Below are 12,439 nucleotides of genomic sequence, written 5' to 3' on the forward strand. Positions count from 1 at the left end.
CGCTTCACCGCCGAGTCCCGTCCCACACTCCGCACCCAGCGGTGGGGGCCGCCAGCACCGCACGAGGCCCGGGTGAGCCGTATCCGGGCCTCGTTCCCGTTCCCGGGGAGCCATTCCGTGTTCGGTGGGGAGTTCCTCCCGCCTCCCGGAGGCGGAGAATTATGCCCTCGCGTCCGGATGCCCTTCCGCACTAACCTGGTAAGCCCATGGAAACCACGGGAGCCCGGGACGGACGGGTGGGCCGGGGGCCGCCTGTGCGCCTTTGCCGCCCCCTGCCCCGGGGCCCGCCAGCGAAAGCACGAGGTCTCTACGTGCCCACCGGCAAGGTCAAGTGGTACGACGGCGACAAGGGTTTCGGATTCCTCACGCGCGACGACGGCGGCGAGGTCTTCGTGCACTCCTCGTCCCTGCCCCCGGACACCGTGTCGCTGCGGCCCGGGCAGCGGGTCGAGTTCGGCGTCGCGGACGGCCGCAAGGGCGCCCAGGCGCTCCAGGTCGTGCTCCTGGACACCCAGCCCTCCGTCGCCAGGGCCCGCCGCAAGTCGCCCGACGAGATGGTGGCCCTCACCGAGGACCTCATCAAGCTCATGGAGGGCCTCTCCACCGGCTACCGCAGGGGCCGCCATCCGGAGCGCAGGGATGCCGCGCGGATCTCCTCCGTGCTGCGCGCGGTGGCCGACGACCTGGAGGCCTGACCGCCGCGGGCCCTTCCGTCCGCCCCCGGGAGGGCCCCTCCGACACCACAAGACTTGATCAAGAGGATGTATCGGGCGAACCTTGACCCGCGTTATGGTCAAATCGGTGCTCGCGATCAGTGAGAATGGGGAACGTGAGCCCTTCTCGACGTTCTCCTGTACCGGACAAGGCCTGTGTCGACGCGGTGGAGTTGGCCCGCTCGGTGGCCGCCGAGGCCGGGCGACCCGAATGGGTGGGTGACGCGCTCACCCCCCAGGTCGAGGACACGCGCCTGGTCACCCACTACTTCACCTGCCTCGACCCCGCCTACCCGGGGTGGAACTACGCGGTCACCGTCGTCCGCGCCTCGCGCGCCAAGGACGTCACGGTCAACGAGGTCGTTCTGCTCCCCGGCGAGGGCGCCCTCGTGGCGCCCGAATGGCTGCCCTGGAAGGAGCGGCTGCTCCCCGGCGACCTCGGCGTCGGCGACCTCCTGCCCACGGAGGAGGACGACGAGCGCCTCATCCCCGGCTACGCCCAGGTGCCCGACAGCGAGCTGGACGCCGAGGGCGTGGACCAGCAGATGGTCTGGGAGCTGGGACTGGGCCGTCGCCAGGTCCTCTCCGAGGTCGGACGCGAGCAGGCCGCCGAGCGCTGGTACAACGGCGAGGCCGGGCCGCGCAGCCCGATCGCCGCGGCCGCTCCGGACCGCTGCATCACCTGCGGCTTCATGACCCCCCTCGCCGGTGAGCTGCGCCAGATGTTCGGCGTGTGCACCAACGAGTACGCCCCCGACGACGGCCGGGTGGTCTCCATGGACCACGGCTGCGGGGCCCACTCCGAGGTGCGCCGTCCCGAGCCGCAGGCCGGCCCCAGCGGCCCGGTCGTCGACGAGATGGGCTACGACCACATCGTCTTCGACGACACCGCCGAACTGGAGCTCGTCTCCTCCGAGTCCTGACGGGCCGTGTCCTCCTCCGGAGAAAGCACGCCCCGCCGCGCTGTCGGACCCTGGCCCCCCGTCCCGGTGGGCTAGGGTCTTCCTACCGCACCCACCCTCGCCCCGGGTGCACCGTGCCGGGTCGTGCCCGCAGCGCAGGAGGAACCCACCATGGCCGAGCCGGTGACCGCTTCGGCGGTCGACCCCTACAACACCGCCGAACTGCGCCGACGCGTCCTCGCGGCGTGGGCCGACGCCCCGGCCAGGTTCCGGGAGGACGCCAACGCGGAGGAGGACTTCGCCCTCGGCGGCTACCGTGACCGCGTCGTGGTCGAACTCGCCCAGAACGCCGCCGACGCGGCGCGCAGGGCGGGGGTCCCGGGAAGGCTGCGCCTGGCGCTGGACGGCCTCCGGCTGACCGCCGAGAACACGGGCTCGCCGCTGACCCCCGAGGGGGTCGAGTCGCTGGCGACCCTGCGCGCCTCCACCAAGCGCGGCGAACAGGGCGCGACCGGGCGCTTCGGCGTCGGCTTCTCCGCGGTGGCGGCGCTCAGCGACGACGTCACCGTCGACTCCGGCGGCGCGGCGGTCCGCTTCAGCGCCGACGCCGCGAGCGAGGCCGTCGCGGAGCTGCTGGCCGGGGGCGGGGCCCACGCCGACCTGGCGGACGAGGTGGGGCGCCGCTCCGGGCACGTGCCCATGCTGCGGCTGCCCTTCCCCGCGCGGGCGGCGGCCCCGGGGGACTACGACACCGTCGTCACCCTCCTGCTCCGCGACGACCAGGTCCGCCTGCGCGTGCGCGAACTCCTCGGCCGCACCGGCGAGGCCCTGCTGCTCGCCCTGCCCGGTCTCGCGGAGGTCCGCGTGGACGTGGACGGCGAGGAGCACGTCCTCACCCGGCAGGAGGTCCCGGCGGACCCGTCGGCCCCGGACGTCCCCGGCACGACCGCGCCGCCCCTCCCCGGGGGCCCCGCCGACGCGACCTCGCTCGCATCACGAGCCGCTTCCGTCCCCGCAACCACATCTGCCACACCGGTGGCGGGGACCGGTGTCGCCGACCTCGTCACCGGCCGCCGGGACGCCGAGGGCACGCGCACCACCCTGTGGCGGGTCCTCGGCCGTTCGGGCGAGTTCGACGCCTCCCTGCTGGCCGACCGTCCCACGGAGGAGCGCGACCGCACCTCCTGGTCGCTGACCTGGGCCGTCCCCGTGGCCCCCGACGGCACCGTCGCCGCACTGCCCGCCGACGTCGAGAACGTCGTCCACGCGCCCACCCCCACCGACACGGAGCTCGCCCTCCCCGCCGTCCTCATCGGGAGCTTCCCGCTCGGCAGCGACCGGCGCGGCGTCCAACCCGGAGCGGCCACCGACCTGCTGCTCACTGAGGCGGCCCACGCCTACTGCGCGCTCCTGCGCCGGTTCGACGGCCGGGCCGCCCTCGACCTCGTACCCGGCACCCGCGTGGGGGGCGGCGCCGTCGACGCCCTCTTCCGCGCGCGCGTCGCCGAACCCCTCCGGGACACCGCGTTCCTGACCACCGCCTCCGGGGCGCCCGTCGCCCCGCGCGACGCGGCCCTGCTCGACACCGGCGGGTCGGGCGGCGCCGCGGACCTGGCGGCCGTCCTCGCCGAACTCGTCCCCCAGCTGCTCCCCGGCTCGTGGAGTCCGCGCCACCCGGCGCTCGCCGCCCTGCGCGTCCACCGCCTGGGCCTGGCCGACGTGGCCGACCTGCTCGCGGACACCGACCGGCCGCCGCGCTGGTGGGCCTCGCTCTACGCCGCCCTGGACACCGCCGGGAGCGGCGGAGCCGACCTCGACGAGCTCGGCTCCCTCCCGGTGCCCCTGGCGGACGGCCGCCTCGTGCGCGGTCCCCGCTCCCTGCTCCTCCCCGGGGAGGACTGGGCCGGGGCCGACGGCGCCGGAGGCCGCGGGATCACCGCGGAGACCGTCGCCGCGCTCGGCGTGCGCGTGGTCCACCCCGAGGCCGTTGACCCGCTCCTGCGCCGCCTGGGCGCGGTGGAGGCCGGTGCGGCCACCGTCCTGTCCGACCCCCGGACCGAGGCGGCCGTCCGCGACTCCCTCGACGCCGACGACCCCGAGCCGATCGCCGAGGCCGTCCTCGACCTCGTCGCGGCCTCCGGCACGACCGTCGCCGACGCGCCCTGGCTGGCCGAACTCGCCCTGCGCGACGACGAGGACGGCTACTCGGTCGCCGCCGAACTCCTCGTCCCCGGCGCTCCGCTCGCGGACCTGCTCGTCGACGACGCCCCCTTCGGCACCGTCCACGAGGACCTCGTCGAACGCCACGGGACCGACGCCCTGCGCGCGGTCGGCGCCCTCTGGGAACTCGGCGTGGTCCGGGTCGAGGAGGCCGCGCTGGGGGAGGACCTGGTCGCGGAGTTCGACGGCGCCGCCGGCGAGGACGGCCCGGACGGCCTGGAGGACTGGGCCGACGAGGTCCTCGAACGCGTCGGCGACCCCGAGCTGCCCCCGGTGGTGCCCGAGCTGGTGGTCGTCGCCGACCTCGACTGCGTCGCGGACGACAGCTGGCCGCAGGCCCTGGCGATGCTGTCCCGGGGCCCGCTGCGCGAGGCCGTGACCGAGCCCGCGCGGCTGCTGATGCCCGACGGCCGCGTGGTGGACGTGCCCTCGTACACGGCGTGGTGGCTCCGGTCCCGGGCGCTGCTGGGCGGCAGCGCGCCGGTCGAGCTGCGCACCGCCGACGCCGACCCGTCCCTGACCGGCCTGTACGACGAGGTCCCGGCCGACGTCGACCCCGAGTTCGCCCGCGCGCTGGGGGTGCGCGCCACCCTCGCCGACCTGATCAACGACCCGGAGGGGCCGGACGACCTGCTCGCCCGCCTGGCGGACCCCGACCGCCACGTGGACCGCGCCTCGCTCCGCCTGGTGTGGACCGCGCTCGCCCTCGTGGACGCGGAGCTGGTGACCCCGCCCTCCCGCGTGCGGGCGGTGCGCGGCGGCGCGATCGTGGTGGCCGACGCGGAGGAGGCCGTGGTGGTGGACTCCCCGGACCTGCTGCCGCTGCTGGAGGACCGCCCGCTGGTCCTGGCCCCGGACGACTCCGCCGAGGCCCTGGCCGACGTCCTCGACCTGGACCTGGCGAGCGAGACGGTCACCGGCAAGGTCGGGTCGGCCGGCGAGGTCCGCCCGGTCCCCGGCGAGGCCGACCTGTTCCTGGACCCCGCCGGGGAGTCGGACCGCACCTACATGCACCACCGGACGCTCACCGTGGACGGCGTCGAGCTGGAGTGGTACGTCGGCGACGGCACGGCGCACGCGTCCACCACCGACGGCCTGGCGCGGGCCCTGTGCTGGCGCGCCGGGCAGTGGTCCCGCCGGCACCTGGTCGCGGCCGCCCTGCGCGACCCGTCCGCCGCCGCCCGGCTCCTCGCCGAGGCCGACCTGGAGTAGCGCGGCTCCGGGCGGGACGCGGCCCCCGGCGACCCCGGGGGCCGCGGCACGCCCCGACCGCGGCGCGGCGCGCTCCCACCCCCCCGTACCGCGCGTCCCCCGCCACGACCACGCCCGCCGCGCCCCCCCCCCCCCTCCCCGGCCGGGTGACGGCGAACAGGGAGCCGAAGGACACCCCGCCGCGGTCCGCGCGCCGGTAGCCCGCCAGGGTCCGCAGCGGCTCCGGGCCGCTCCTCTCGCCCCGCGCCTGGTCCACCGTCGTCCCCATACAGCGGATGCACACCTTGGCGTAGCCCAGCTCGGCGTCCCCCAGGCGGACGGAGCGCACCCGGTCCTCGGTGTGCGGCTCCTCCCACCCCGACACGACGACGTTGGGCCGGAACCGGTCGATCGGCACGGGTTCGGCGCCGCGCTCCAGGATGCGCGCGCCGAGCAGGTCCAGGGAGGACGCGGACGCCATCAGGACCGCCGTGCTGTCCGCGAACCCGCTGGTGCCGGGGGTCCTCCCCCCGGTCAGGCGTGCGTGGTCGTCGGGCACCCGCACCAGGCGGCTCGGCGCGCCCAGCACCTCGGTCAGCCACCCGGAGACCTCGTCCCCCTGGTCCACGCCCACGAACGGCTTCCCGTGCAGGACGACGTCCAGCCGGGGCCCCCCGGGGTCGACCCCGACGTCGACGTGGCCGAACCCGTCCGTGTCCAGCCGCAGGCGGGCCCCGTCGCCGGTGATCCCGGCGCGCACGCGCGCCAGCCGCGGGTCGTTGCGCTGGCTGCGGAAACCGCCGCCGCCGTCGACCACCATGAACGTGCGGTCGTGGGCGATCCCGGCGGGGGTCACGAGGGCGGAGCGCAGGGAGGTCCCGGCGCACCCCTTGACGGGGTAGTGGACGAGTTCGGAGATCTGGGCCATGGGCAGACGCTACCGTCCGGCCCGCCCTCGGCTCCCGGGGGAGGCCCGGACCGGGTAGCCTCCTCTTCCCCCGCACCGCCCTCCGACACCGACGGGATCCCCCCATGCGCGCCACCCCCTCGCTCCTCGCCCTGGGCGCCCTCCTGCTCGCCGCCGGCTGCGGCGGCGGGGAGGCGCAGGACCCGCCCGCCGCCACCGCGGAGGCCGAGCCGACGGAGTACGTCTTCGCCCCGGGGGACCGGATCACCGTGGAGCTCACCATGTACGACGGCGAGGACGGACGCCGGACGCCGTTCTTCTCCGGGTACCGGCCCTCGATCGAGTTCGGACACGGGGGACCGGCCGTCGAGTGCGGCGCCCACCTGCCGGTCGATCTGCGGGAGTTCCCGCCGGGGGAGACCCACACGATCGTGCTGGAGTGCGGCTCCGAGGTCGCGGTCCCGGTGGACGACCCCGGGTTCGCCCTGGTGGAGGACGGCGTCGAGCGGGGTACGGGTGAGGTGGTCCCCACGGGAGAGGAGTGACGGGGCGTCCGCGGAGCTGGGAGCCGCACCCGGCGGCGCCCGACACCGGGCCTGCCGGGGGGAGGCGCGAACGCCGCTCCGGCGACCGCGCGGGCCCCGGACGGGAGCCATGACTTCCACACCCAGGAGGAGCACGATGGACATCGAGCACGAGATCGACGCGGTCGGCCGGTCGGTCGGCGTCCGGCGGACCGGCTCGGGCGCCGAGAGCACCGTCACGGTCAGCCGCGCCTACGACGTCCCGGTCGAGGACCTGTGGGACGCCTGCACCAGCCCGGAGCGCATCCCGCGCTGGTTCCTGCCGGTCGCCGGCGACCTCCGGGAGGGCGGCGCCTACCAGCTGGAGGGCAACGCCGGAGGGCGCGTCCTGTCCTGCGACCCGCCGCACTCCTTCCGGGTCACCTGGGAGTACGGCGGCGAGAGCAGCGAGGTGGAGGTCCGCCTGACCGCGGAGACCGCCACCCGCTCGCGGTTCGAGCTGTCCCACACCGCGCCGCTCGACGAGTTCTGGGAGCGGTACGGCCCCGGGGCCGGGGGGATCGGGTGGGACCTGGGGCTGTTCGGCCTGACCCTGCACCTGCTCCACGGGGCGAGCGTCCCGCCGGAGGCCGGGGAGTGGGCGGGCTCGGAGGACGCGCGGCGGTTCACGGAGCTGAGCGGACGCCGCTGGGCGACGGCGCACGCCGAGTCCGGGGAGGACCCGGACCGGGCCGAGGCCGCGGCGGACCGGACCATCGACTTCTACACGGCGCCGCCGGAGGAGGGCCCGGCCTGAGGCCGCCGGGCCGGGGCCGCCCGCGCCCGGGCGGACGGCGGTGGTCGTCTCCGGCCCCGCCGCCCGGGACCGGCGGGCGCCCCCGCGCGAGCGGACGGCGGGTCAGCGGGCGACCCGGAAGAACCCCTCGGAGATGAGGGTGCGCAGCGCGTCCGGCGTCCGCTCCCGCACGACCGCCTGGTCCTCGCCGATGAGCTGGGCGATGGCGTCCAGGAGCGGCCCCACGGGCATGGTGCCGTCGCACACCCCGGCCAGGGCGGCCTCGACGGTCCCCACGCGGGCGCCCCTGCGCAGCCCGTTCTGCTGGCGCAGCACGATCTTCTCCGGGTCCGGGGCGCCCGGCCTGCCCACCCGCTCCTCCACGACCCCGGGGGCGAGCGCGACGTGCGCCGACAGCAGTGCGGCGTCGGTGAGCCGCAGCGCCGTCATCGCCCCGTCCACGACGTCGGGCAGGTACGGGCCGACCGGCTGCTCGATGTCGTGCCGCAGCTCCTCCACGCGCACCGTCGCGTCCTGGGCGACGTCGTTGCGCAGGCTGATCCACCCGAACCCGATGCCCTTGATGCCCTCGCGCTCGAAGTAGTCCAGCCAGGCGTCGTAGCGGCGCGTGTACTCGGGCGTGCCGTGCTCGCACGAGTCGCGCAGCCACAGCTCGACGTACTGGGCGGGGTCCTGCACGTCGCGCTGGACCACCCAGCCCGAGCAGCCGGTCCCGGTCACCCAGCCGCCGACGCGGTCCTCCCAGTCGTCGCCGTCGGAGTGCACCCAGTTCGCGAGGATCTGGCACCAGCCGCCCTCGGTGAGGTGCGCGGGGGCCTGCCGCACCAGCTCGGCGCAGACCGTGTCGCCGGGCAGGTCGGACTCCCGGTAGGTGTACCGGGAGGAGTCGGGGGTGATCACGAACGGGGGGTTGGACACGATGAGGTCGAACCGCTCGCCTTCGACCGGTTCGTAGAGGGAGCCCTGGGCCAGGCGGGCGCCCGCGACCCCGGACAGGGCCAGGCTGATCCCGGCCAGGCGCACCGCGCGCGGGTTGAGGTCGGTGGCGACCACCTCGCGGGCCCGCGACGCCAGGTGCAGCGCCTGCACCCCGCAGCCGGTGCCGACGTCCAGGGCGCGGTCGACCGGGCCGTCGACGATCAGCTGGGACAGGGTGGCGGACGCGTTGCCCGCGCCGACCACGTGGTCGTGGCGGGGGACGGCCCCGGTGCCCGGGCGCACCTTGGGGTCGGAGACCACGAAGCCGGGCCGGCCGTCCTCCAGGTCCCACGGTCCGAGGTGGACCAGGGCGCGGACGACGGTCCCGTGGGGTCCCTCCTCGACGGTGACGAGCCCCGCCTCGGCCAGTTCGTCCACGGGGAGGACGGCCCGCGCGGCCCGCGCGGGGATGGGCGATCGGAGCCACCACAGGCGCAGCAGCAGTCCGAGCCGTTCCTCCCCGCCGGTGGCGCGCAGGGCGGGCACCAGCTCTTCACGGGCCAGGGCTCGGGCGGCGGCGTCGCCGAGCCGGTCGCGGACGCCTGACACCGTGTAGTCGGCGTCGATGAGGATGCCGCGGAGTCGGTCGGCGAGGCCGCGCGGGAATTCAGTCTCAGACACCCGCCCATTATCAGGCAGAACGGCGGTGCCCCGCTGACAGGCGGTCCGGCCTGGTCAGGAGGGCTCGGAGAAGCGGGCGGCCCCGCGCTCGGCCGACTCGTCCCTCTTGCGGAGCAGGCGCGGGATGTAGAGGTAGCCGAACACCCCGAGGGCGGCGCCGGTCGCGCAGACGCCGATCCACCAGCGCTCGGCCTGGGGGAGGGAGTCGCCCATGGCGACGAGGACGACGAGGGCGACGGCCCACGCGAGGGTGCCGATGGCGGCGGGCACGCGGTAGTCGCTCTCGTGGACTTCGGGATCGGGCCGGCGAGGTGTGCGCACGGTTCCAGGCTATCCGCTCGCACGCGGCCGGCGTCGGCGTGTCGGCGCCGACCGCTCCGACCAGGGAAGCGTTCGTCACACTCCCTGCTCCGATCATCCGGTCATATGGCGATTTCTATGAAACTCCCGTGAAACGAGTGTCAGCTGTTGTATGAAGATGCAACTAATCTGGCGCAGAATCCTTGTTGTCCGGTAACACGACCAGGTCAGGCTGACGACGTGAACGCACCAACTCCATCCCCCACCGACGACAGAGCGGCCTCCGCACCCCGGGGCCGCGTGGACCGCTTCTTCCACATCTCCGAGCGCGGTTCCACGTTCGGCACCGAGATCCGCGGCGGTCTGGCGACCTTCTTCGCCATGGCCTACATCATCGTGCTGAACCCCCTGATCCTGAACGGCACCGCGGACGTCAACGGCGATGTCCTGGAGGTCCCCCAGCTCGTCGCCGTCACCGCCCTGGTCGCCGCGATCAGCAGCATCCTGATGGGCATCGTCAGCCGCTACCCGTTCGCGCTCGCCGCGGGCATGGGCCTGAACGCCGTCGTCGCGTACGGGGTCGCCCCGCTGATGGCCTGGTCGGACGTCTTCCTCCTGCTGATCGTCGAGGGCCTCATCCTCACGGTCCTGGTCATGACCGGCTTCCGCACCGCCGTCTTCGCCGCGATCCCCGGCGGGCTGAAGATCGCCATCGGCGTCGGCGTGGGCCTGTTCCTGACGATCATCGGCTTCGTCAACTCCGGCTTCATCCAGGGCGGCGGCGGCACGATCGTCAGCCTCGGCAGCGGCGGCCTGAACACCCTGCCCCTGCTGGTCTTCGTCATCGGCCTCCTGGTCACCATCGCGCTCTACGTCCGCAAGGTCCCCGGCGCGATGCTGCTGGGCATCATCGTCTCCACGGTCGCCGCGATCGTCGTCCAGGCGCTGTTCGGCGACCGGGGCGAGGGCCTGGCCTGGCAGCTTCCGGGCTCCACCCCGAGCCTGCCGACCTCGGTCGGCGACGTCGTCGCCCTCCCCGACTTCTCCCTCATCGGCCTGTTCGCCGAGGGCGGCTTCAACATCGCGGCCCGCTGGTCCGACGTGGGCGTCGCCACCGTCGTGATGCTGCTGTTCACCCTGATGCTGGCCGACTTCTTCGACACCATGGGCACCATGGTGGGCGTCGCCCACCAGGCGGAGCTGACCGACGAGGACGGCAACCTGCCCCGGACCCGCGAGGTCCTGGCCATGGACGCCTTCGGCACGATCTTCGGCGGCGCGGCCTCCGCGTCCATCGCGACGGTGTACGCCGAGTCCGCGGCGGGCGTCGCGGAGGGCGCGCGCACCGGCATCGCGCCCATCGTCACCGGTCTGATGATGGTCGTCGCGACCTTCTTCGCGCCGCTGGTCACCATCGTGCCGTTCGAGGCCGCCACGCCGGTGCTCGTCATCGTCGGCTTCATGATGCTGCTGCCGGTCGGCAAGATCGACTTCACGGACCCGGCCGTCGGCCTGGCGTCGTTCTTCGCGATCGTGATCATGCCGTTCACGTACTCGATCGCCAACGGCATCGGGATGGCGTTCATCGTCTACACGTTCGTGCGCCTGGTCGAGGGCAGGCCGCGCCACGTCCACCCCCTCATGTGGGTGGTCTCCGCGGTCTTCCTCCTCCACTTCGCCGAGGCCCCGATCTACGCGCTCATCGGCTGATCCCGCGCGCCGCCCTCGCGCGGGGGCGGGAATTCCTGCGACAGTGGACGGCGTTGACCCGAGTGATGAGTCAACGCCGTTTACTTATGTGTCCGCACCATGGGTCGGTGGCCGCATCAGTCCCTCCCCGGCGACCCGTCCGGGAGGGGAGGAACTGATGCGGCGTATCGCCATGTTCCGCTCACTGGCCGTCCGCAACTACCGGCTCTACGCCCTCGGCCAGCTACTCTCCAACCCCGGCACCTGGATGCAGCGCATCGCCCAGGACTGGCTGGTCCTCCAGCTCAGCGGCGGCAGCGGCATCGCGCTCGGCATGACCACCGCGCTCCAGTTCCTGCCCCTGCTCCTCTTCGGGCTGTGGGGCGGCGCGCTGGTGGACCGCCTGGACAAGCGCAGGCTCCTGATCTGCACCCAGAGCGTCATGGGAGCGCTCGCCGTCGCCCTGGGCGTCCTCGCGACCGCCGGCGCGGCCGAGGTCTGGCACGTGTACGTGTTCGCCTTCGCCCTCGGCCTGGTCACCGTGCTCGACAACCCCGGCCGCCAGGCCTTCGTCCCCGAGATGGTCGACCGCGAGCACCTGTCCAACGCGATCGCCCTCAACAGCGCCAGCTTCCAGCTCGGCAGGGTCACCGGCCCCGCCATCGCGGGGCTGCTCATAGCCCTGATCGGCAGCGGTCCCGTGTTCCTGATCAACGGAGCCTCGTTCGGGTTCACGATCATCGCCCTGGCGATGATCCGCACCGCCGAGCTCACCACCACCGAGCCGGTGCCCCGGGGCAAGGGCCAGATCCGCGAGGGCCTGCGCTACATCGGGGGGCGGCGCGACCTCGTGCTGCTGCTGGTCCTCGCCGCCGCCACCCAGTTCTTCGGGGCGAACGGGCAGAACCAGATCGCGCTGGTGGTCAACAACGTCTTCGAGGCCGGCGCCGCCGCGTTCGGGGTGGCAGCCGCCTTCCTGGCCGTGGGCGCCCTCATCGGGGCCCTCCTCGCGGCCCGGCGCGACCGGCCCCGGATACGCCTGGTGCTGATCGGGTCGATGGCCTTCGGCCTGCTCCAGGTGGCGGCGGGGCTGATGCCCGGCTACGTGTCGTTCGTCGTGGTGCTGGTGCCCATGGGCATGGCCTTCCTGACCTACGTGACGACGCTCAACGCCACCTTCCAGCTCAGCGTCGACCCCCAGATGCGCGGTCGCGTCATGAGCATGTTCCTGCTGGTGTTCATGGGCGTGACGCCCATCGGCGCCCCCGTGGTGGGGCTGCTGGCCGACGCGTTCGGCCCGCAGGCCAGCCTCGTCATCGGGGGCACGGTCACCGTGCTGGTGGTCGCCGCCCTGACGGGACCGCTGTTCAGGGTCCACGGAGTCAGGGTGCGCGACCTCCTGCCGGGGCGCCGGCGGACCGCCGCGGCCGCACCGGCCCCGGCGGAGGAGGCCGGAGCCGGACGGGCCCCGGACGGGCACGAGGCGGACGGCGCGACCGCGGCCGGGCCCGCCCGGGGGACCGGCGGCCTCGGACGGCCCCCGGAGGACGCGGTCACCCGCACCTGAGACCCCGGCCGTGCCCCGCAGCCCTCGGGGC

The 12,439-nt window shown here is 74.5% G+C and carries 9 protein-coding genes and 1 pseudogene; 7 read left to right on the forward strand and 3 right to left on the reverse strand.

Annotation, left to right across the window (positions count from 1 at the left end; all coding sequences use genetic code 11):
• Positions 1-311: 311 nt before the first annotated feature.
• The 3 genes from ACWGL3_RS12700 to ACWGL3_RS12710 all read left to right on the forward strand — a co-directional run bounded on the left by ACWGL3_RS12700 (position 312) and on the right by ACWGL3_RS12710 (position 5,047).
• Entirely contained in the window at positions 312-695 is a 384-nt protein-coding gene (locus ACWGL3_RS12700) for a cold-shock protein (protein WP_267947945.1), read from the forward strand.
• Positions 696-880: 185 nt separating this feature from the next.
• Positions 881-1,636: a DUF3027 domain-containing protein gene (locus ACWGL3_RS12705; protein WP_267950231.1), complete on the forward strand. Its 756-nt coding sequence runs from the start codon at positions 881-883 to the stop codon at positions 1,634-1,636.
• A 150-nt stretch (positions 1,637-1,786) separates the two neighbouring features.
• Positions 1,787-5,047, forward strand: coding sequence for a sacsin N-terminal ATP-binding-like domain-containing protein (locus ACWGL3_RS12710; RefSeq protein WP_452461292.1), 3,261 nt, complete (start codon positions 1,787-1,789; stop codon positions 5,045-5,047).
• A 58-nt stretch (positions 5,048-5,105) separates the two neighbouring features.
• Here ACWGL3_RS12710 and ACWGL3_RS12715 read toward each other — a convergent pair.
• A pseudogene (locus ACWGL3_RS12715) lies at positions 5,106-5,954 on the reverse strand (MOSC domain-containing protein); the annotation flags it as partial.
• Positions 5,955-6,058: 104 nt separating this feature from the next.
• Here ACWGL3_RS12715 and ACWGL3_RS12720 point away from each other — a divergent pair.
• Together ACWGL3_RS12720 and ACWGL3_RS12725 are read left to right on the forward strand one after the other, a co-directional pair.
• Complete coding sequence (locus ACWGL3_RS12720; protein WP_267947947.1) at positions 6,059-6,478, forward strand: hypothetical protein; 420 nt, start codon at positions 6,059-6,061, stop codon at positions 6,476-6,478.
• Positions 6,479-6,614: 136 nt separating this feature from the next.
• Positions 6,615-7,253 (forward strand): SRPBCC family protein, encoded by a 639-nt coding sequence (locus ACWGL3_RS12725; protein ID WP_267947948.1) that lies wholly within the window; start codon positions 6,615-6,617, stop codon positions 7,251-7,253.
• A 102-nt stretch (positions 7,254-7,355) separates the two neighbouring features.
• Here ACWGL3_RS12725 and ACWGL3_RS12730 read toward each other — a convergent pair whose 3' ends face one another.
• On the reverse strand, positions 7,356-8,852 hold the full coding sequence (locus ACWGL3_RS12730; RefSeq protein WP_267947949.1) for a DUF7059 domain-containing protein: 1,497 nt from the start codon (positions 8,850-8,852) through the stop codon (positions 7,356-7,358).
• Positions 8,853-8,906: 54 nt separating this feature from the next.
• Positions 8,907-9,173 carry a DUF2530 domain-containing protein gene (locus ACWGL3_RS12735; RefSeq protein ID WP_267947950.1) on the reverse strand — a complete coding sequence of 89 codons (267 nt, stop codon included), beginning with the start codon at positions 9,171-9,173 and terminating at the stop codon, positions 8,907-8,909.
• A gap of 219 nt (positions 9,174-9,392) precedes the next feature.
• Here ACWGL3_RS12735 and ACWGL3_RS12740 point away from each other — a divergent pair, with 219 nt between their 5' ends.
• A complete protein-coding gene (locus tag ACWGL3_RS12740; RefSeq protein ID WP_267947951.1) occupies positions 9,393-10,862 on the forward strand; it encodes an NCS2 family permease in 1,470 nt (489 codons plus the stop codon).
• Between the two features lie 157 nt (positions 10,863-11,019).
• Positions 11,020-12,408 carry an MFS transporter gene (locus ACWGL3_RS12745; protein ID WP_267947952.1) on the forward strand — a complete coding sequence of 463 codons (1,389 nt, stop codon included), beginning with the start codon at positions 11,020-11,022 and terminating at the stop codon, positions 12,406-12,408.
• The last annotated feature ends 31 nt before the right edge of the window (positions 12,409-12,439 follow it).

This window comes from Nocardiopsis sp. NPDC055824 (genome assembly GCF_053616335.1).